Here is a 21,722-nt window from a genome sequence, read left to right as displayed (position 1 = left end):
TATCCTGTTGTTTCGTTTTTTTACCCGAGGGTAAGTTTTATCGTTTGTCCTCTGGTGCTGGTCCCTGGCCGAATAGATTGTCGAACTACGCGACCAGCGCCTTCCGTTATTACTTTTAAGCCGCGATTTTCCAGTACAAAAACGGCATCTCGTAAACCCATCCCCACCACGCTCGGCACTTTGCTTTCGCTCATGGTACGGTTTTGAATAAAAAGGCTATCGCTACTTGCGGACATCACCACCATTGGTGTCTCCGGGTTGCCGTAGTAAGGAATATCTAGGTAATCCAACACCATGCGCATATCCTTTTCCTCGCCTAATTCAAAACCAGGCAAGTTTCGTTCATACAGTACAGGTCTTGGTCCATCATTTAGTGGATCGTGTAAATCGATCATACTATTAAAACACTTATCAGCAATTTCCCGAAAAATAGGACCAGCTACATCACCACCGTAAATGCCGCCTTCTCTGGGCTTGTACACCACTACTATACAGGAATACTTGGGCTTATCAGCCGGAAAATATCCTGCAAAGCTCGCCTGATAACCACCAACTCTGGTTCCTCTACTGCTACGCGAATAGTTGACCTGAGCCGTTCCTGTTTTTCCGGCAAAGCGGTATTGATTGGTGCGTAATTTAGACGCCGTTCCTCGTTCCACTACACCTTCCAATAGCAAGCGTGCTTTCTCTATCGTCGATTTACTTGCAATGGCTTTTTTCACCACTGTAGGCTTCATAATATCGACCGTTTCTCCATTACGCTCTACCCGCGAAACCAAATAAGGCTTCATCATTCGGCCGTTATTTGCTACCGCGTTATAAAAGGTCAGCGTCTGTAAAGGTGTCAGCCGTACTTCGTAGCCTGTAGCCATCCAAGGGAGCGTCACTAAACTCCACTGATCTTCTTCACTGTAAGCATTCTTCAAGTAAGGGTTAGCCTCTCCTTCCAATTCAATATTTGTAGGGAGATCAAGGTTAAAATCACGTATCCGCTGAAGATACTGATAGGCCCCTTTGTTCTTATTTCCGTTATCCGGCAAATTATAGAACCGATCTACCAGCTTTGCCATCCCTACATTAGAAGAAATCTCAAAAGCGCGTTGTACCGTTATACTATCCAGCTTAAAGCTGTAAGAAGAGGCATCTTCCATTTCTATCTCGTAGAAAATCGTTTTCCCCTTCTCTATATCTACCGAGTCCGTAAGCTTCACATGGTCATCTTCCAGTAGCGCCATCATGGTCGCTAATTTAAATGTCGAGCCTGGCTCTGTTGCCATTGCAATGGCATAGTTGTACATTTCGTAATACCCTTCACCTGCATCATCACGCCCTAAATTGGCAATGGCCCGAATAGCACCGGTTTCTACATCCATTACAATGGCCGTCCCCCAATCAGGCTGATGCCTGCGCATACCTGCCAGGAGTGCTTCTTCCGCAATATCCTGCAGGTTCACATCAATCGTTGTCACGATATCATCACCACTCCGTGGTTCTACTTCAGACAAGTCATTTAGCGGCAACCACAAATCGCTTTGAGGATCTACTTTGATCATCATTTGAGTACCTTCTTGGCCACCCAAAATAGAATCAAAGCGACCTTCTAGTCCTACTGGTTGCTTGTCTTCCCTCACGTAGCCAATCGTCCGGCGAGCAAGCAAGCCAAAAGGACGCTTGCGCTCACTGAGCTTTTTGGCAATCAAACCACCTCTAAACTGTCCCTTATTGAAAAGCGGAAACGATTGAATCCTCGACTTTTCAGAAAAAGAAACCGACTTTTTCAAAGGCACATTCCGATTCATCCGGCGATTATTGGAAGTATCGCGCAACTGAATCAAATAATCCCTGAACCCGCCCGGTGTATAAGTATTGTCTACATACGTTGCCAATAAATAAGACAGCGTATCAACATTGGCATAATAATCGGCTTCGCTAGAGGCGAAAGGGTCAAAATACAAGTCGAAATAAGGTACCGATGTTGCCAATAGACTGCCGTCCAATGCGTAGATATTTCCGCGCTCAGCAGGCACGGCACGCGGCTTCACGTAGTTCTGACGCCCTTGTTCGCGCCAGTGCTCACCCTCCAGAATAGCGATATTCACGGTACTGTATAGCAGGAATCCCGCCGCGGGCAGCAGTAGCCCGAAGAGCAGGAAATAAACCCGATAAAGTACTTCGTTTTTAATATCCATTGCTGGAACAATTATTTCTCGTCGCGAACAACAATTTTAATGGGTTTACCCCGGTGTAGCCGTAGGCCATCGTCTTTGACGCGGTCTACTACCTCCGAGCGTAAACTATTGTACATATTTTCAGATTGCAGGGACATAAATGACCACCGCATCTCCCGAATGTCACGTTGCATTTCCTGGATATTGCGCACGTTGCGCTCTGCCAGGTGAGCATTGCCGATGTACAGAATTGCGAGAAAACCGAGAAATAGGAAGTAACCCAGATTCGAGAGTATGAATCCAGATAGTCGAAAGGACTGAATTTGACTGAAAATGTCATTTTTCTTAGCCATTACTTCCGTTTTAAGACTGAGGAAAGGGTATTTCCTAAGGCAGCCACCTGCTTAGTCAAGCATTGTGGGAACCATCACCAGCCTTGTTTTTTTCTCCTCCCGATAATTAATTATCGGAATAATAGAGAAGGTTTCAATTTTCGGTTGGTGGCTGACTTTCCAGTCTTTCACCAACACGCAACTTAGCACTACGCGCCCGAGGATTTTCCGCTACTTCCGCAGCGCTGGCCTCCACAGGCTTCTTTGTCAACAAACGGTACGGCCGATAAATATGGCCGTAAAAATCTTTCACTTGCTCACCAGACACTTGTCCGGTTTTCAAGATATTCTTCACCATGCGGTCTTCTAAAGAATGATAGCTCATGGCTACCAATCGCCCACCGGGCCGCAAAACAGTGGTGGCTTGTTCGAGCATTTCTTCCAGCGCACGCATCTCGTCGTTAACCGCGATGCGCAAAGCTTGAAAAACTTGGGCGAGGTAGCGATTTACTTTACCCCGGGCCATTGGCTCTACGATTTGTACAAATTCATCTACCGTGGTGATGGCCTGCTGTTCGCGGGCCTCAGCAATACGATGAGCCAGGGTACGAGCATTACGAACTTCTCCGTAAGTACCAAAAACGTACTGCAACTCATCGACCGGTGTGTGCGCCAGAATCTCTGCCGCTGTGGGGCCGTCCTGTTGGTTCATTCGCATATCCAGGTCGGCAGCAAAACGAAAGGAAAACCCTCGTTCCGGCACATCCAACTGGTGCGAAGAAACCCCCAAATCAGCCAAAACCCCGTCTACCTGCTTGATACCATACAAACGCAAATAGCGCTTGAGATGGCGGAAATTTGCCGCTGCAAAAAGCAAGCGATCATCTCCAGGCAGGTTCTTTTCCGCATCAGCATCCTGATCAAAAGCGAGCAGGCGACCCTCAGGCCCCAATTGCTCCAGAATCAGTTTACTGTGCCCGCCCCCTCCAAAGGTGACGTCGACATAAGTACCAGCAGGGTCAATTTGCAAATAATCAAGGCATTCCCGAGCCATTACCGGTAGGTGATAACTCATGATTCTTTCTCTTTTGCACCAACATTCCCTAATACATCGTCAGCAAGCTCCGAAAAGTCGATGGGTTCTTCTTCCATCCACTTATCGTATTCTGCGGAAGACCACATTTCAATTCTTCCGGAATATGCCGTTAAAATCATATCTTTGTCGATACCGGCGTATTCCGCCAACCTTTTAGGCAGCAGGATGCGGTCAGCACTATCGAGGGTCACCTCGGAGGCACCGCGAAAAAAGTAGCGTGCAAAGTCACGATTCTTCTTACTATAGAGATTCAATTCATTGATCTCCGTAGTAACCTCGTTCCACATCGGCTCGGGGTACAACACGAGGCATTTTTCAAAGCCCCGGTTGATCACAAAGTTGCCACGCTGCCAATCACCAAGTTGGGTCAATAAACCACTAGGCATCCGGAAGCGGCCTTTGCCGTCCAGACGTACTTCGTACTCACCTAGTAGTTGTTTAAAAGACATAACTCTTTTTACGAATAAGGTTGGAATTTCCCTCCAACTTTACTTTGACGTATCAAAAGTAACGACTTTTGACACAAATTACCACTTTCTACCACCTTTTTAAGCAACTTTTTTCACAGAAAGTTCCACTTTATTAAACAAAACCGAATATAACATGATTTTGATTACAAAAATATCACTTATTTGATTTTATATTTTTAAAAACCACTACTCTATTAAAAACAAATTGCGCTCCCAAAGTGGAAATTTGTGGTAACGAAGGGCTTCAGCCGCGATAACAGCGTGGGAAATTGTGGGAAGAAAGTGACAAAAAAGGGTTCATTGTGGTAAACAGAGTCGTTTTATTGTGCTCATTTGGGCGCTCCCCTCCCGCTGGTCGGGGTCGGGTCGTCCGCCACGCGCTGTTCGCTTGGCCCTCCCTATCGGTCGGGCTCCCCGCTTTGCGGTGCTGGCTCCCACCCCTAGCGCGGGGCATTATCTGGGGATGGGCAGGGTGTGTATACGTGAATGTATTTACACGAATGGGCTCTACCTATCATTAGACCGCAGCAAATGCACTCCGTTTACAAAATCAGCCTCCACCTACTTAGCATGAGCAGCCTGGCAAGAACACCTCCACCCGAGCAGAGGACAGGCCTATTACTTTCGTTAAAGAAGCCCAACAACAGGGGCAATGACATCAGAGAGATCAAATATTGGCAACTCCAGTAGACAACAAGTCCCCCGACCTCGGAGAACATCGCACGAGACACATCTACATAGAATCCCGTAACTTTGTCGCTAACAACCCCGCTAACATGAGACTACACCTTGTTACAATAATTACTATATTCTGCACCCTACAGTGGTGCCTTACCACTAGCGCCGTAGCCCAGACCACTCCCCCACCGAAGCTCGGCATAGCCTTATCTGGTGGCGGAGCCAAAGGCTTGGCACACATAGGTGTACTAAAGGTACTAGAAGAAAATGGCATATTCCCCGACTACCTTACCGGCACCAGCATGGGCAGCATCGTAGGCAGCCTTTACGCTATTGGATACACGCCTACTCAATTAGAGGACTTAGCGACCACCCTACAATGGAGTGACTATTTCAACGATAGCTACCCCCGAAATTACCTTCCTATCGACGAACGGAACAAGGCCGACCGCTATCAATTTACTTTTGCGTTGGAAGATGGTGATCTAATAATCCCCCGTGGCCTCATTGGAGGCAAGAAAATCCTCACACTATTCACTGGTCTCACCGCTTGTGTACATGACGTAGAAAGTTTTGACAAATACTACTGCCCTTTCTCCTGTGTTGCGACAGACTTGGAAACCGGAGAGGCTTTTGTCTTTAGAGAAGGCCCTCTGCGTAAAGGTATCCGAGCCAGCATGTCGATCCCCTCAGCTTTTGACCCACTGGTTTATGATGATAAAATACTGGTAGATGGTCTTTTGGCTCGCAATCTCCCTGTGAGCGACGCCCTGGACATGGGTGCAGATATTGTTATTGGGGTAGATGTAGGCGACGCCCTCTATCCGCGCGAGGAACTTACGAGTGTTTTACGCGTCCTGGAGCAAACCAGCAGCTATGTTATGGCAGCCTCTACCGAAGAACAGCGCGCACTAGCCAATTTCATCATTGATCCCGACCTTGGAGATTTCACGACTCTAAGCTACGATGCAGCACCTGCATTGATCAAACAAGGTGAAAAAGCTGCATTGGCAGCACTTCCTCAATTACAGTCTTACCTGGACAGTGTAAACTGGAAGACCCGCCCCATTCCTGCGCGCCCCAATTGCCGAAGAGACAGCTTCCCTGTAAAACACATTGAACACCTCGCTACTGACAGCACTACACAAAAGACCCTGGCGCAAATGGTGGACATCAAAACCCCCACCGTCATTACCATTAAAGAGATAGAAAAATGGATCAGTATTCTCTACGCTACAGGGTTTTACAGTATGATTGATTACGAGCTAGTACACGCCAGCGGCGGCGGTTATATTCTAAGGTTTGCAGCAGAAAGCACACCTAATATATATGTACGCGGCAGTATCAATTATGATGTTGATTTCAATGCGGGGCTGCTCATCAACTTTACAGCACGCAATCAGCTAGGCTATGGCAGCATATTAAGCGCAGACTTGCGGGTATCTGAATATCCAGGGTTTTGGCTAGACTACACCATCAATACCCGTACCAGTCCCAGCTTTGGATTACGATTATATAGCAGTGGCCAAATCATCCCCGGAGAATTGTTTTTACAGAATGAGCCGGTAAACGAGTTCACCTTTCATCATTATAATATAGGATTGGATCTTCAAACCAACCTCAGTAGACAATGGCATTTTCGACTTGGTGCTGGTGGAGAGCATTTTTCAGAGAACCCACGTTTCTTTTCTCTTACGGAGCTTGATGCGCGGGCGCAACGCTGGCTAAGCTATGGGCAGCTCATCAGAGACACTTACGACCGAACCTACTTTCCCGAAGACGGTTCTTTATCTCAATTGTGGTTTGAATACAACTTGGCAGGCAAACTAGAGGAGGCCAAGATCGACGGCGCCAACTTCTCTACAGATCGCAACTGGACCATTGGCGGAAAAGTACACAAAGCTTTTCAACTGGGCCAGCACTTATGGCTAGACGCCAGTGCTGGAGCAGGACACAGCCAAATGAAGGAAGATCACTCTTTATTACGCTTTTATCTGGGGCGAGAAATCCCCAACCACAACCGCTTCTATGAGGTATATGGCTTTCGCTTAAGCGAGCAAAGAGTTAGCACTTTTGGTTTCGGGCGAATCCAATTGCGAGCCGAGATTGGCAACAACAACTTCATAGCCTTGGGTTACAACCAGGGCTTCTCTTCCTTAATTGTTGATGGAAAAGTACTCGAAGAAAATGACATCTCGGGTGTAGGCCTCGAATTGGGTAGTGTCACTACATTCGGGCCATTGCGCTTCACGGCGGAATACAACCTGGATTTTGAACGTTTCAATTTTTCTCTTTTCGCGGGGTATCGGTTTTAAGTGCCGCATTTCCAAGTAATAGCCTGAGGCGATTTTAAGATACTCGATCAAAATCGCCTCGGGCTATTTTATATTTACGGACATCTTTTGAATTCCGTACTAGCGAACTTCCTCCAAAATCCACTGTTGGTTTGCCCCCGTATGGTTGCTCCACAGGTGGACTTTGCCACCGTTTTTACCAACATTACCCCCCAGGGATAAATCGACCGATCTATTACCCGCTCTCGGTTCCATGGATTGGAGACGATAGGTACCGTTTTCATTTTCTATTACCTGCCATTGTTGATTTTTACCACCGTGACCAGACCATAGATGAATCACTGTGCCATTGGTACCAATATTGGCCAAGTCAGCATCGAGGTATTTATTATTGGTTCCTTCAATATTGGAGATGATATGATAAACCCCTTCCTCAACTTGCTCGAAGCGCCACTCTTGTGTTTTACTAGCGGTACGGTCCCAGATTCCGGCACTGGCACCCCGTACCCCGGCTGCTGTCTCGTCGATTCCCAGGTATACACTGGAGCCGTTATCGTAGTTGGTCTTGATGCGGAAAACTTTACCGTCCAGCAATGGGGTTTCGTTCTCCACTCCAGCATACAGTCCCTGAACGTTGTTTTCCGTCAGGACACCGTTGTAGATACGTGCTTCTTCGATACGAGCATCCACCGAGCCGTACTGATTTTGACCATTGGTATGCCGGGCCCCGAATAGCACTTCTGCCGTGCTACCGTATTCGCGAATACTACCTTTGGTATAGTCACCGACCAGCTGACCATTACGGTAAATTTTTACATTTGTTTCACCTCCCACATCGGCGTAAGTAATGGCCATCATAACGAGTTCACCGGTACTGACTTCCTGGAATCCCGGTTGCGGATTTTCCGTTCGGTCAAAACCTGAACTTCCTGACATCCATTTTCTGGGCTCACGCTCGGCGTATACAATGCCGTCAAATTGATTGCCGTCCGTTAAATCGAGCGTTAGAACGGATCCAGTCCGCACGTCCAAATTATCCAGGCGAACCCAGGCGACCAATGATTTCTCTCTGATTGTTTCTCCTTCATACCCGACCGCTTGGGCCCAGGTTCCGGAGTTCACGTCCAACGCATCATTCTGTATTTGTGCGTTATTCTTTAGCTCTAAATCGGAAAAATTACCAGTAAGGTCACGCAGTGGGCTACTTCCCGAAAAGTCCCAGTGGCCGACCAGGTCACTTTCGATCGGATCGTAGGTTATCTCCGTTCGCTTCTTTACGCAGCGTACGGCATCAAAGTAAGCTTGCCTTATTGTTTCACCATTAGGGAAATCGCCGTAGTACATTCTGGTATCCGCCAAGATGAGATAGCTTCCACCTATTCCTTCTCTGGTAATATTGGCTCTTTCTTGTATCTCTTCCCTATCCAGTGACATTTCCTGCAGTAAATCCAAATCTTCTCTATTCATAACACGCCAACCAGTTGGGCACAACTCACAAGCATCTACGGCCAAGGCTGAATACTTAACGCTTCGGTCATCTTCCACGCGGTAGGTACCAGGGGGAATGGGCGTACCATCGGCACAGGTAGTTGTGCGCAGGTTTTCGGCAAACATTTCCACTTCACCGATTTTTACGGTTTTGTAGGATACGTATTCCTCCTGTCGCTCAAATTCGGGATGCTCGGCTTCCCAGCTGGGCTCGGGAGTCAACTCTTCCCCATTCAGTCGTACTGTTATGCCACCAGTCATCCGATTATCGACAGCGCAATCGTCCATCTGCACGATAATGACAGTATTAACCTCACCAGCTACGGCACCGTCTGCGAAATCTGTGGTAAAGTTTACACCTCCCAGCCTGCCGTCCTCCGCATCATGATAGAGCCCATTGGGGTACTTGCTATTAAAGATAATCTTACGAGCACCGTCGTCAACCGATCCAATTATTACCTTAAGCTCTTCGATGTCTGTTCCCGCTGGAATGTCTATCATAGCTGCGGAAATAGGTAAAATCAACCTCCTGGTAACAGGGTAAGCTCGAACTTTCGTCAAAATAAATTTCTCGTGAACATAATAGTCTTGATTAAAAGTAAATAATTGTTCATAAAAGCAGCAGCACCACCGATTATAGAGCGGAAAAACCACTGCAATTGAAATCTTTTGTATGTACATGGCCTCAGAGAGACAGAAGGTAAATGATCAGGTCACTTTTTTTAAAAAAAATCGCAAATGCCCTTCTAAGCTCATTGTTCGACATGAACAAGGGCAATAACCTATAGTGGGATAAAATCAATTCATTATCAATGTTTTGAAAACTTGCCAACGACTACAGCTGTTGTTATTCACCCAGCATTTGCATTGGCGATAGAGGCTGAAACCTTTTAATTGATGGTAATTTCGAAGCTCAGCATATTACATTTGTAAGGATTGTCTTTTCAGTTCTCCTGTTGATAAGCTTCTATTTTTTACCTTTGCCGCCCGAATGAGCTTTTTTCAGAACAACCGGTGTAATAATTGACGTTTTTTAACGTCTTAAAGCAGCACCAAACAAGATGATTTACCTCATGCGTATTCTATTATTAACAGTGGTACTGTCCCTTGCCGGGCAGTTTACCCTTCAAGCACAAGAAGAAAAAACCAATATGGATTCTCTTAGCTACAGCCTGGGCGTACTGGTTGCCCAAAACCTTAAGAGCCAGGGATTTGATGGCCTTGATGCGAGCAGCATGGCTGCCGCCATTCAAGATGTCCTTACAGATCAGGACTTGAAAATTGATGTACCGCAGGCCAACGCCAATGTACAGTCTTATATGCAAGCAAAACAAGCCGCTCAGTTTGCTGAAAACAAAGAAGCTGGTGAAGCTTTCCTCAAAGAAAATGGTTTACGAGGCGATGTCGCAACTACAGAAAGTGGGCTACAGTACGAAGTACTCAACCCAGGATCTGGCGCCAAGCCTAGTGCTACCAGCAACGTGACGGTACACTACCACGGCACTTTGATTGACGGCACTGTATTTGACAGTTCTGTAAACCGAGGAACACCTGCTTCTTTTGGTTTAAACCAAGTGATCAAAGGATGGACAGAAGGGTTGCAATTAATGTCTACCGGCGCTAAATACAAGTTCTACATTCCTTACAACCTAGGTTATGGAGAGCAGGCTGCAGGAGAGAAAATCAAGCCTTTCTCTACTTTGATCTTCGAAGTAGAATTGATCAAGATTAACTAATGTGAGGTTTACCTGACCTTTTTGTACGAAACCCTATGATTTCACTAACAGAAATCACAGGGTTTCGTTTTTAACGATAAGTTTTGTTGTTGATCATCTCGGATTTTAACGACAATCAAAATTCGAGATGACTCCTCTTTGTGTTTTCACACCAAATTGTTCTTCTTTATGGAAACCAGGTCTATTTATTACCGAGACGGTAGCAGCAATAAAGCCAGTGTTTCCAAATCCGCTAAAACAGCTAAAGCGATAATCATCTGCTTGCCAGCAATGGGCGTACGTGCCTCGTATTACCGCGATTTTGCGCAGGCACTGTCCGAGCAAGCGTTTCATGTGATTACCATTGATTGGAGAGGACAAGGACAATCCAATTTACGTGCTGGAAGAACCATCGACTTCGGGTACGAAGAGCTGGTTGAAGACCTAAGTGAATTACTAGACCATACAGAAAACTGGTTTTCGGTGATGCCCGTTTACATCGTAGGTCATAGCTTAGGAGGGCAAATTGCTAGTTTATGTGCGGCTCGCTACCCAGGGTTGATACAAGGTTTGATCCTCATCGCCTCTTGCTCGGTATATTATGAAGGCTGGGAGAAAAAAGGCGCCTGGCGGGTTTGGCTGGCGGCCAAGCTGTTTCATCCATTAAGCAAGATCGTTGGTTATTTTCCTGGCAAAGTGATTGGCTTCGGTGGCCGCGAGGCCCGTAAAGTGATGCACGACTGGTGCTACAATGGCCTTTATGGCAAATACCGCTTGGCAGGCAGCCCTTTTGATTATGAAGCTGCGTTGGCGAAAATGGAAACGCCCAGTCTTGCGATTTCCATCCCGGGTGATGAGATGGCGCCACGAAAAGCAATAGACAACCTTGTCGATAAATTTGCACCAACGGCTGAGCGTAGCCACTTGGAATTGAGGGATAACCCCAAAAACGCCAATCCATACAATCATTTCAACTGGGCAAAACAGCCCCAAGAGGTCATCCAGCAAATTATCTCGTGGATTCCCTAAAGACGTTGCACTGAAACAAGGGGTAAGGGTTAGAAAAGTGTAAGGGTAGGATGTACAACCTGGGGTTAAAGACAAGTGACGACTTTAGGCTTATGTTCACGACCCACCCTCTAACTCCCTCCCTTGCAATGGAGGGAAAACTTAAATTCATAAAGCGTTGATTATCAAAAACAAGTGATTCAAAAGCCCCTCACCTGGCTAGGAAGGGGTTGGGGTGGGTCATGAATTAAAAGCCTAAATACGTCTCAGCCCAAACAGGTCACATTGTACAGCCTAGGTGTATAGGGTGTAAATGTTGGTTACTTCTCGTATCGCACCACCGCACTGAAACTAAGGTGTAAGGGCTGAGTAAGTGTAAATGTGTATACGTTCGCACCACCGCACCTCATAAAGCCCATGCGTAGCGACGAAGGAGCGAAGCCCGGCGCAGCGGAGCGAGCACAGCCAGGGATAGCAGTGGTACCGCAGGTAAAAACGTATAGCCCGGCCCCGCCGCTAGGCCGGGGGGATGCCATTTAGGGGTCGGCGAAAAACAACCTCCTCCCTTTAATGCTGATCTTTCGGCGCTGAACTTCGTTGCTTATCACTTGTGTAACTTTGACTATGCTCGTTCTGCGCGCCTGGTTCAACACTAATAATCGCTAGTCTGAAATGGATAACTTATTCTTCCCTGACCCCTTAGTGTAAAAAATACAACATTCAACTATCAGGGAATGCTCGGGGATGCTTACCTTTGCCCGAATGTTCAAAAATAGCATTTATGATCGGTCAACTAAATGATGCTCAATTTAAGCTTAAACGCATTTTTATTGAGTCCCAACTTCCCGCAGTATTAGAACCATTGCGTGAACTTTCAAACAACCTCTGGTGGTCCTGGAACGAGGACGCCATTGAGCTTTTCCATAGTATTGATAGCGAGGCTCTAAAAGCCTTGAACTATAACCCTGTTGCGCTATTGGACCAGCTGAGCCTGGAACAATCGCAAGCACTGGCTGAAGACAAAGCATTTCTTGCTCGTCTAAAAAAGGTAGAGAAGAAATTCAAAGCTTACCTGAATACACCTAAGCAAAAGGGGCAATCGCAGGTAGCTTACTTTAGCATGGAGTATGGTTTACACATCAGTTTACGTCTCTATTCTGGTGGATTGGGCGTACTGGCTGGTGATTACCTCAAAGAAGCTAGTGACGATAACTCTAACTTATTTGCGGTGGGTTTGCTGTACCGTTATGGCTACTTCAAGCAAGCTTTGTCGCTAAATGGTGACCAAATTCACAATTTCCCTCCGCAGGAATTCACCAAACTCCCTGTTTCGCCCGTTCGCAATGACAATGGAGATTGGATTCGTATTACTGTTGACTTGAAAGGTCGCGCCGTGCAAGCTAAATTGTGGCTTCTTAAAGTAGGGCGTATTGATCTTTACCTGCTCGATACTGACCTGGAAGAAAACAGCTGGGAAGACCGTTCTTTGACGCACCAATTGTATGGTGGTGACAACGAACATCGCCTCAAGCAGGAGATTCTTTTGGGTATTGGTGGCATCCGCGCGGTCCAAGCTTTGGGCCTACAACCAGACATCTACCACCTGAATGAAGGCCATGCTTCTTTCCTCAGCTTGGAGCGTTTGAAGCACTTGATTAATAACAACAACCTAAGTTACGCTCAGGCGGCAGAGGTTGTGCGGGCTTCTTCTTTGTTTACGACTCATACTCCTGTACCTGCCGGGCACGATCATTTCCCGGAGCACATGATCCAGCAATACCTGCACCACTTTACCAGTGACCTGGGTATTTCGTGGCGCGACTTTATGGCGCTAGGCCGTGTTAATCCAGATGCTGCGGAAGATTTCAACATGAGCCACCTGGCCATTCGTCTTTCTCAGGAAGTAAATGGGGTAAGTAAATTGCACGGTACGGTATCGCAGAAGATGTTTACCAAACTCTTCCCTGGCTACACCTCTGATGAATTACACATTGGTTACGTTACCAACTCTGTCCACTACCCTACCTGGATTGCCAATGAATGGCACCAGATATACACGAAGACTTTCGGTGAAAAATTCCTACGCGATCAGTACAACCATGATCACTGGCGTAAGATCCACAAGGTGCCCGATACCGAAATCATGGCTACCCGCCGTGGATTGAAGTCGCGCCTTTTGGAATATGTGAAAGAAAAAATAAAGTCGGACCTGACCCGCCGTGGACAATCACCACGGGCTATCTTCCAGGTGATCAACAACATTCGGGAGGATGCATTGGTACTAGGTTTTGCTCGTCGTTTTGCGACGTACAAGCGCGCGCACCTTATGTTCTCGAATGTAGAGCGTTTGCGTGAGCTGGTGAACAGCCAAGACCGACCAGTTATTTTCCTTTTTGCTGGCAAGGCTCACCCTGCTGATGGCGGTGGCCAGGATTTGATCCGCCACATTATCGATATCAGTAAGCGTGATGAATTTGTAGGTAAAGTTATCTTCCTGGAAGACTACAACATGGAGATGGCCAAGCTGCTTGTTCAGGGCGTTGACATCTGGCTGAATACCCCTACCCGCCCCTTGGAGGCTTCGGGTACGAGTGGTATGAAAGCTGCGATGAACGGCGTTGTAAACTTCAGTGTACTTGATGGTTGGTGGGCCGAAGGCTACCGTCCGGATTCAGGCTGGGCACTCTCACTGGAGCGCACCTACGAGGACCAAAGCCTACAGAATGAACTGGATGCTGAAAACATCTACAACATCCTGGAAACGGAAATCATTCCTACTTACTTCGACTTCAACGAAGAGGGTATTTCTCCTCGTTGGGTTAGTTATGTAAAGAATATCATCTCGGAAGTAGCGCCGTTCTTTACGATGCAGCGCATGTTGCACCACTACTACGAACGCTTTTACAACAAGCTTTTCAAAGCCATTGATACTGTTAGGGAAGATAATTTCCGTCCAGCCAAAGAACTGGCAACCTGGAAAGAGCACGTTCGCCAGCATTGGGCAAAAGTACATACGGTAAATGTAGACACCTTTGATGCTTCTAATCATCCGCTACCTATTGGGCAAAAGATGGAAGCTACGATCACGGTAGGCTTGGGAAGCTTGGCCGCTGAATATGTAGGTGTGGAGCTTGTTTTCTTCAAGCGTGTGAACGAAAACGACCTTGACCTGGTACGCGTAGCCCAGCTGGAGCTGAAAGACAAAGGACATGGTCAGGCGACCTATTCCGTTGCTATTGACCCTAAACTCGCTGGTGTTTACGAATTCGGCTTCCGGATCTACCCTCACCATCCGCTCTTGGCCAATCGCCAGGGCTTGAATTTGGTGCACTGGGTGTAGGCAGGTTGATGGTTGGTGGTTAGATGGTTGCTCTTGGAGCTAACGAAGCGCCGCTATTTCCGACCTCCCACCTTCGACTCCTGACTTAAAAAAGCGGCCATTCCAAGCATTTGGGATGGCCGCTACTATTTTTGTCAAACAAACACTTGATTATAAGAAGTGTAGATAGTGCTATTATTGAGTAATTGGGATTAAAAGCAGTGTCAGGGACAACTAAGTTTTAGGTGTAATTCGCTTGTTGATACCAGCGCTGGAGAGAACGTTACTAACCAATACTGTTTTTTTTCAAAAAAAATATTACTCCGAAGTATTACTGAAACAGTAGCGGTACAAACTGAGACAGATAAACACGCCAATTTCGCCAAATATGGCCACCCTCTGTTTCTACATAAACATACTCCATGCCTATTCCATCCAGTTTTCTCCGAAAATCCTGATTGACCTTATAAAGAAAGTCTGTTTTACCAATCCCCATCCAATACAGCTTATAGCCATTCTCCATTTGAGCTGTAAGCGTCCCATCTATATCAGCATATACTTTCCCGTTGGCGTCGTTACCATTCAATATAGCTGCGGAGAATAACCCGACGTAATCAAAGGTATTGGGATAATACCTCGATAGATGCAAGGCATGAAACCCACCCATCGACAAGCCAGCAACAGCGCGGTTGGCTTTATCCGTAAATACACGATAGTTATTTTCCACAAAACGAACGATATCCATGAAATTCATTTCGTAGGTTCCATCCATTGTTTTCGGAACCATAAATTGGGGCTTATAAAAGCCCTTGTTACCCTCTCCCGGCGCAGCGTCCTGAATAACGTTTCCATTGGGCATCACGACAATCATGGGCTTGATTTTCCCTTGAGCCAAGAGATTGTCCATTATTTGAGCCGTACGTCCCAGGGACATCCATGCTTCCTCATCTCCTCCTGCGCCATGCAAAAGATAGAGCACAGGGTATTTCCTGCCCGAAGATTCATAACCTGGCGGTGTATAGACCGTCATCCGGCGATCGATATTTAAACCGGGTGACTCATACCACTGGCGACTTACCGTACCGTGCGGGACATCATTAATTGTGTACAAATCAGCTTCCCCTTCACTTATTACAAAGATACTAGAAAGAGTAGCTATGTCTCTATTTACAAATGAATTCGCCGGGTCTATGATCGTCAGTCCATTTACAACAAAAGCGTAACTATACAATTCAGCTGACAAGGGATCTGTCCGGTAAGACCACCTCCCATATTCATCTTGCTGAAGAGGTACTTTCCCTGGTCCATCCACCTCACCCATTGGGCTTGATACCTTAACCGTTGGCAGAAAATCGCCTATCACAAAAACAGAATCAGCATCGGGAGCTAGCAGCCAAAACGTCACTGAGTTATCTTCATGAATTTCGGGCGAAGTAACGCCAGGGCCCCACTGCTGTCCATAGGCATTTGCACCCCAAAAAGTAATAAACAAAGTGCTTAACAAGAAAAACTTTTTCATGATATTATTTTGATTCTATATCTCAAGCTTAATCAATTCCCCACGCAGCTGCTCCGGCGATTGAAAGTGAATACTCCGCAACCCCAATGCTCTGGCTGCTTCCACATTGCGCAAATTATCATCAATAAATAAGGAGGTAGATAGCTTCAAGGGGAAGCGCTCTTCCAGCAATTGATAAAATGCAGGAGCCGGCTTGCGCATCTTTTCCTCCCCTGAAACCAGCACCCCCTGAAACCAGGATAGGAAGTCGTATTCCTTGAGTGCTATCGGCCAGGTTTCGCCCGACCAGTTGGTGAGTGCAAAGAGGTCATATTTCCCTTCTTTTTTCAATTGAGTCAAGATATCTACCGTTCCAGCAATAGATCCGCCTAGCATTTCCGGCCAGCGACCATAAAAGGCGCGGATCAATTGTTCATATTCCGGATGAGTATCTACTAATAGCGCTGTGCCCTCTTCGAGAGGCCGACCAGCGTCTTGGGCTTCATTCCAATCAGAAGTCGCGATATGCGTTAAAAAGTGCTCAATTTCTGCTTCGTTGTCAAGTAGCTTACGATAAAGGTAGCGCGGGTTCCAGTCGATGAGCACTCCGCCAAGGTCAAAGATAATAGTGGTTATTGGTTTGATAGTTCGATGGTTTTAATGGTTGATAGTTGATATTTTGTAGCGTTTAAAGAGCTCCTAATGGCTAGCATCAGGATTTTGGGGTAAGATGCTTCAAGCGTCCCTGTTCCACTAGTTATTCTTTATCAAGAATACTTTTTGGGCGCGCAGACACCTTACAATATAGATTCTCTGACATTTTTTGTGTTTAGAGTCAATCAAAAACAAAAATCACGTTCCTTATCAGTCACTTACGTTTTTTGCTTTAGCTTGACCACAAAAATTGTCAGAGAAGGATAATATAAAGGTAAAACCTGCTCCTGAAAAAAGACGGTGTTATTTTTACCATTAGTGGTGGTATTTTTATTGAATATTGTAATCAATACTTATTTTCGCGCCGAAATGGTAATTATGCAAAGAGGCAATGGCCTGAATAGCAGTAGAAAAACAAGAAAAATCATTTTTGTTGGAACTTTTTTCGCCAAATATTTTTTCTATTTATAAATCTACTTATCTTTGCAGCCGCTTCGGGAGATGAAGCGAAAAACAATGGCTCCGTAGCTCAGCTGGATAGAGTACTTGACTACGAATCAAGCGGTCGAAGGTTCGAATCCTTCCGGAGTCACTTCCAAATTATTCCCGGGCTTTTTGCTCGGGAATATTTTTTTTACATTCCGATGGGATTCATTCCCTAATTGGAAAAAATACGGATGACGTATGTCTAAGGTTTGTCAACTGACTGGAAAGCGCCCTATTTCGGGAAACAACGTATCCCACTCGAACCGCAAAACGAAGCGTCGTTTTGTTCCTAATATCCAGAAGAAGCGCTTCTATATTCAGGAACTCGACCGCTGGGTTACCTTAACGGTATCTACTTCTGCGATGCGCAATATCAACAAATTAGGTTTGCTCGCTTACTTGAAGAAGTTAGAGCGCAAAGGTGTTGATACAGGCATTAGATTGTAATTTGCTCATTTATTAAGCTATCCCATCATGGCAAAGAAAAGTAAAGGTAATCGCATTCAGATTATTCTGGAATGCACCGAACATAAGACCAGTGGTATGCCAGGTACTTCTCGTTACGTAACACAGAAGAACCGTAAGAATACCCCTGATCGCCTGGAGTTGAAGAAGTACAACCCAGTACTTAAGCGTATGACAGTACACCGCGAAATCAAATAAGGTTCTTGACCTTGTGTATGATTTTCCGTATTATTACGATTAAGTATTGCGCAAAAAGCAAACCGAGCCTTCTTTGAGGTTTTCAATCGAAGACTCCTTTCATTTTTGTGCTGTATCAAATTATTCATTTCGAAAAATAAGCAACAATGGCTAAAGTATCGAAAAACGCACGGGTTGCCCAGCGTGCCGCTAACGCCGGTTCTGGTCGTGACTTCGTTAAGGTTGTACAGAGTATTAAAAACCCTGAAACGGGTAAGTACACTTACAAGCAAGTAATGGTACACAAAGACAAAGTAGACGAATTTCTTGCAAAGAAATAGTCGCTTTCTTTAGTGATTCCATCCTAAAAGGCTTTTCTCGGCGTTTGCCCAGGGAAAGCCTTTTTGTATTTTGTGTATATGTATTCACCATCAGGAATTCTTTCCCGATCTTGGAGCACACAACCTACACGAGGTTGCTGCTGTTTACTATCTTGGCCAATGTAATCAGGCTAAAATAAATTTTGACTATGAGTTTTTTTTCCAAGTTCTTCAATAAAGAGAAAAAAGAGGATCTCGATAAAGGTTTAGAGAAAACCAAATCTAACTTTCTGGGTAAATTGGGTAAAGCCATTGCCGGAAAAACGACAGTAGATGAAGAGGTCCTTGATGAACTGGAGAGTATTCTCATATCCTCCGACGTTGGCCTTGATACCACCGTTAAAATAATTGAACGTATTGAAGCACGCGTTGCTCGTGACAAATACCTCAACACCAGCGAGTTGAATGAAATACTCCGTGATGAAATCGTTCAGCTTTTAGCAGAAAACAACACTACCGACCTGGAAGGCTATACCCTTCCCAGTGAGCATCGCCCCACTATTATTATGGTCGTAGGGGTCAATGGCGTAGGTAAAACCACCACTATTGGAAAGCTTGCCCACCAATATCAGTCCCAAGGTCTTAAAGTCGTAATGGGCGCTGGAGATACCTTCCGTGCGGCAGCCGTTGACCAACTCAAAATATGGTCAGAACGCGTTGGCTGCGATTTTTACAGCAAAGGTATGAATACAGACCCCGCAGCCGTAGCCTTTGAGACTGTCAACTACGCCATCCAGAACAAATGTGATGTTGCTATCATTGATACAGCCGGACGATTACATACCAAGTTCAATCTGATGAAAGAGCTTAGCAAAATTCGTAATAGCATTAGCAAAAGGCTAGATGGTGCCCCCCACGAAGTATTGTTAGTACTGGATGCCACCACCGGGCAAAATGCCATTGAGCAAGCTGTCCATTTCACCAAAGCGACAGAGGTTTCTGCATTAGCACTTACGAAACTCGACGGAACAGCAAAAGGAGGCGTCGCTATTGGCATCTCTGACCAATTCAAGGTACCTATTAAATATATCGGCGTAGGTGAAGGAATTCACCATTTGCAAATTTTCAATAAAAGGGCTTTTGTTGACTCTATTTTCGAAGCATAGCATGGCCTGACACCTTTGTTCCATATGGCTTCTTCCCGATTACATCGCTGGTCCAAATTCATAAGCCGCAATGTCGGAAGATTAAGATCATGGCTAGGATTGGGAAGCCGTCAGCCAATTACTGTTCATTCCTACCGTGGGTTTGGTAATCGCAACTATCTTTTCGTAAGTGGGCGTGTTTTACGAGATAAATTTATCCGAAAAAATAAAACGGACACCACTTGGAGAAACTTCAGTAATACCGTCAAAAGGTTCAACTCCCGTGAAATAGGTGGTGCAAAAGTTTGTGTTCGTTTTGGTGGGCAATCGTTTACCTTACATACTGATGCAGAAGGCTACTACACCCTCGACACCTATTTAAAAGACACGTTACCTCCCCCACCTGTACATCCTCCCTTCTGGCAAAAGGCCACTGTTGAGCTACTTAGTATTCCTGGAAAGGCAATAAATCAGGAACAGAAAGCAGAAATACTGATCCCTGGCTCTGCCGCATCTTTTGGTATCATTAGTGATATTGACGATACCGTTCTGAAAACCTACGTCACCAGTTGGCTAAAGTGGCGGATGATTTACCTGACTATCTTAAAAAACGCTTTCTCCCGTCAAGCCTTCTCCAGGGTTGCGGCCTTCTACCAAGCATTACGGCGGGGTGCCAAAGGAGAAGAGTACAATCCATTTTTCTATGTCTCCAATAGCCCTTGGAACCTCTACGATTTATTAGAAGAATTTCTTGATCTTAATCAACTTCCTCGTGGCCCAATCATGCTGCGTGATTTCGGTTTGCCTTACGAAAAAAAACCTGCCAATTACCGTGGGCACAAACACGAACAAATCATTCGTATCCTTGAACTCTACCCACAACTTCCTTTCGTATTGATAGGTGACAGTGGCGAAAAAGATACGGATATTTATCACGCTGTCGCTCTTGCTTACCCAGGTAGAATCAAAGCGATCTATATCCGGGATGTTCGCAGCCAACAAAGGGCTACACGCGTACAAGAGATACTTTCTTCGATCCCAGACACCCCTACCCTCTTGGTCAACTCCTATGAAGATGCCGCCCGTCACGCGTCACAACACCAATTGCTTTCTTTGGCTACATTCGAACAATTCAATCCTGTTATAGCACTATAAAAATTTCTGCGCAGAAATAAGTAATTCCCCTTACCTTTGCGCTCCGGTTGTACGTGACCCCGTCGCTGTTCGCTTAGCGCGAAAAGAGGAAAGTCCGGACAATACAGAGTACCGCACCACTTAAGAGGTGGGAGGTCAGAGAGGAATCTCTGGTCTACAGAAAGTGTCACAGAAAATATACCGCCTGCTCTCAGGAGTCGGTAAGGGTGAAAACGTGCGGGGTCTAGGCCCTTAAAGTAAGAGCGCACGCCGTTTGGTAGTAATATCGGATGGTGACAAACCTTGCGGATTGAAATGCCATGTACACCAGCCTGTCTGATCTTCGGAGAAGGCTACAAGCTACTCGCTTGCTGGCTGGGGGGTAGGCAGATAGATCGGATCAGTGATGATTCGGGTAGATAAATGACGGGGCAGTGCCACGTGCACTGCACAGAATCCGGCTTATGATCGTACACCGGTTTTAAAAATTACAAAAAGGATTCTTGTCCTCTGACAAGAATCCTTTTTGTTTAACGTGAGACAAGGTAATCCTTTACCCTCTCCCCAAGTACCTAATGAGGTCTGGCCTCATTAACTTCCAGGCTCAAAAGCACCAAAGTCAAACAACAAGCTAAAGCGCAAGGTGTTATCCAATGGGTTACGCTGGTTGGTCGTCGGTACCAGGTAGCTAAAGTTCAAACCGAAAATATTGTATTTCAAGCCCATACCGAGGGTCAGATACTTACGTCCTCCTTTCTGGATATGCTCATTGAAATAGCCTGCCCGGACAGCAAATTGCTGATCGTACCAGTATTCCAAACCAATACTATAGACAAACTCTCTCAGCTCTTCACTGAAACCTTCTGGTGCATCGCCAAAGCTGCTGAACATAGCACTCACAGGAGATTGCTCCAAGCGGGTATCCGTCGCACAATCAGGGCCCTGACAAGGTGTAGGAACCATCAGTTTATTTACATCTGCCGCAATGGTCAGGGTATTAAATTCATCAAAAGCCATTACCCATGCTGCTCCTAATCCAAAGTTAGCAGGAAGGAAATCACGATCGATATTACGTGTATAGGTAATCTTGGAACCAATATTGGTCAAAGCAAGACCAATCGTCAGTTCGCTATCTTCCAGTGAACTGGATTTTAACTCTGTTTGGTAAGTGAAAGATACATCTGCCGCACCGGCAATACCTGCCTCAATAACGTCTCCACCATCCAACTGCTGACCAGCAGCCAAATTCGAATAAATGAACTTACCTGTCAAACC

17 protein-coding genes, 1 tRNA gene and 1 other RNA gene are annotated in these 21,722 nt (G+C 45.9%); 11 read left to right on the top strand and 8 right to left on the bottom strand.

The features are described from left to right. Positions 1–20 precede the first annotated feature (20 nt). From ACRBG0_RS02415 to mraZ, 4 genes are all read right to left on the bottom strand, one after another. Positions 21–2,189 carry a penicillin-binding protein gene (locus tag ACRBG0_RS02415; protein WP_431485330.1) on the bottom strand — a complete coding sequence of 723 codons (2,169 nt, stop codon included), beginning with the start codon at positions 2,187–2,189 and terminating at the stop codon, positions 21–23. A gap of 11 nt (positions 2,190–2,200) precedes the next feature. Beyond that, positions 2,201–2,521 carry an FtsL-like putative cell division protein gene (locus tag ACRBG0_RS02410; protein ID WP_020538695.1) on the bottom strand — a complete coding sequence of 107 codons (321 nt, stop codon included), beginning with the start codon at positions 2,519–2,521 and terminating at the stop codon, positions 2,201–2,203. Between the two features lie 133 nt (positions 2,522–2,654). Then, a complete protein-coding gene (gene rsmH, locus ACRBG0_RS02405; RefSeq protein WP_431485329.1) occupies positions 2,655–3,575 on the bottom strand; it encodes a 16S rRNA (cytosine(1402)-N(4))-methyltransferase RsmH in 921 nt (306 codons plus the stop codon). Beyond that, entirely contained in the window at positions 3,572–4,045 is a 474-nt protein-coding gene (mraZ, locus tag ACRBG0_RS02400) for a division/cell wall cluster transcriptional repressor MraZ (RefSeq protein WP_431485328.1), read from the bottom strand. The genes rsmH and mraZ overlap by 4 nt, the downstream gene beginning before the upstream one ends. A gap of 797 nt (positions 4,046–4,842) precedes the next feature. On the opposite strand from mraZ, the gene ACRBG0_RS02395 reads away from it, so the two are divergent. Further along, positions 4,843–7,059 carry a patatin-like phospholipase family protein gene (locus tag ACRBG0_RS02395; RefSeq protein ID WP_431485327.1) on the top strand — a complete coding sequence of 739 codons (2,217 nt, stop codon included), beginning with the start codon at positions 4,843–4,845 and terminating at the stop codon, positions 7,057–7,059. A gap of 99 nt (positions 7,060–7,158) precedes the next feature. Here ACRBG0_RS02395 and ACRBG0_RS02390 read toward each other — a convergent pair whose 3' ends face one another. Continuing rightward, positions 7,159–9,027, bottom strand: coding sequence for an RICIN domain-containing protein (locus ACRBG0_RS02390; RefSeq protein ID WP_431485326.1), 1,869 nt, complete (start codon positions 9,025–9,027; stop codon positions 7,159–7,161). A gap of 650 nt (positions 9,028–9,677) precedes the next feature. On the opposite strand from ACRBG0_RS02390, the gene ACRBG0_RS02385 reads away from it, so the two are divergent. The 3 genes from ACRBG0_RS02385 to glgP all read left to right on the top strand — a co-directional run bounded on the left by ACRBG0_RS02385 (position 9,678) and on the right by glgP (position 14,589). Further along, positions 9,678–10,262 carry an FKBP-type peptidyl-prolyl cis-trans isomerase gene (locus ACRBG0_RS02385; RefSeq protein ID WP_431485345.1) on the top strand — a complete coding sequence of 195 codons (585 nt, stop codon included), beginning with the start codon at positions 9,678–9,680 and terminating at the stop codon, positions 10,260–10,262. Positions 10,263–10,430: 168 nt separating this feature from the next. Further along, positions 10,431–11,270, top strand: a complete 840-nt coding sequence (locus tag ACRBG0_RS02380) for an alpha/beta hydrolase family protein (protein WP_431485325.1) — start codon at positions 10,431–10,433, stop codon at positions 11,268–11,270. 760 nt (positions 11,271–12,030) lie between these two features. Continuing rightward, on the top strand, positions 12,031–14,589 hold the full coding sequence (glgP, locus tag ACRBG0_RS02375) for an alpha-glucan family phosphorylase (RefSeq protein WP_431485324.1): 2,559 nt from the start codon (positions 12,031–12,033) through the stop codon (positions 14,587–14,589). 310 nt (positions 14,590–14,899) lie between these two features. Here glgP and ACRBG0_RS02370 read toward each other — a convergent pair whose 3' ends face one another. Both ACRBG0_RS02370 and ACRBG0_RS02365 read right to left on the bottom strand, forming a co-directional pair. Beyond that, positions 14,900–16,087, bottom strand: a complete 1,188-nt coding sequence (locus ACRBG0_RS02370; RefSeq protein ID WP_431485323.1) for an esterase — start codon at positions 16,085–16,087, stop codon at positions 14,900–14,902. A 15-nt stretch (positions 16,088–16,102) separates the two neighbouring features. Beyond that, a complete protein-coding gene (locus tag ACRBG0_RS02365; RefSeq protein ID WP_431485344.1) occupies positions 16,103–16,711 on the bottom strand; it encodes an HAD family hydrolase in 609 nt (202 codons plus the stop codon). Between the two features lie 527 nt (positions 16,712–17,238). On the opposite strand from ACRBG0_RS02365, the gene ACRBG0_RS02360 reads away from it, so the two are divergent. From ACRBG0_RS02360 to rnpB, 7 genes are all read left to right on the top strand, one after another. Beyond that, positions 17,239–17,312 (top strand) — tRNA-Arg (locus ACRBG0_RS02360). Positions 17,313–17,404: 92 nt separating this feature from the next. Further along, complete coding sequence (gene rpmB, locus ACRBG0_RS02355) at positions 17,405–17,653, top strand: 50S ribosomal protein L28 (protein ID WP_020538684.1); 249 nt, start codon at positions 17,405–17,407, stop codon at positions 17,651–17,653. Positions 17,654–17,680: 27 nt separating this feature from the next. Continuing rightward, positions 17,681–17,869 carry a 50S ribosomal protein L33 gene (gene rpmG, locus ACRBG0_RS02350; RefSeq protein WP_367390349.1) on the top strand — a complete coding sequence of 63 codons (189 nt, stop codon included), beginning with the start codon at positions 17,681–17,683 and terminating at the stop codon, positions 17,867–17,869. Positions 17,870–18,015: 146 nt separating this feature from the next. Then, the gene (locus tag ACRBG0_RS02345; RefSeq protein WP_431485322.1) at positions 18,016–18,189 is read left to right on the top strand and encodes a DUF4295 family protein; all 174 of its coding nucleotides are present in this window, start codon (positions 18,016–18,018) and stop codon (positions 18,187–18,189) included. A gap of 188 nt (positions 18,190–18,377) precedes the next feature. Then, positions 18,378–19,334: a signal recognition particle-docking protein FtsY gene (ftsY, locus tag ACRBG0_RS02340; protein ID WP_431485321.1), complete on the top strand. Its 957-nt coding sequence runs from the start codon at positions 18,378–18,380 to the stop codon at positions 19,332–19,334. 24 nt (positions 19,335–19,358) lie between these two features. Beyond that, positions 19,359–20,468, top strand: coding sequence for an App1 family protein (locus tag ACRBG0_RS02335; RefSeq protein ID WP_431485320.1), 1,110 nt, complete (start codon positions 19,359–19,361; stop codon positions 20,466–20,468). A 46-nt stretch (positions 20,469–20,514) separates the two neighbouring features. Next, positions 20,515–20,928: RNase P RNA component class A (rnpB, locus tag ACRBG0_RS02330), an RNA gene on the top strand. Positions 20,929–21,038: 110 nt separating this feature from the next. Here rnpB and porV read toward each other — a convergent pair. Further along, positions 21,039–21,722 (bottom strand): type IX secretion system outer membrane channel protein PorV (gene porV / locus ACRBG0_RS02325; protein WP_431485319.1); only part of this gene is annotated, 684 nt, incomplete at its 5' end.

Source organism: Lewinella sp. (genome assembly GCF_050633125.1).
Lineage (GTDB): Bacteria > Bacteroidota > Bacteroidia > Chitinophagales > Saprospiraceae > Lewinella.
This window is presented reverse-complemented; position numbering and strand designations above follow the sequence as displayed.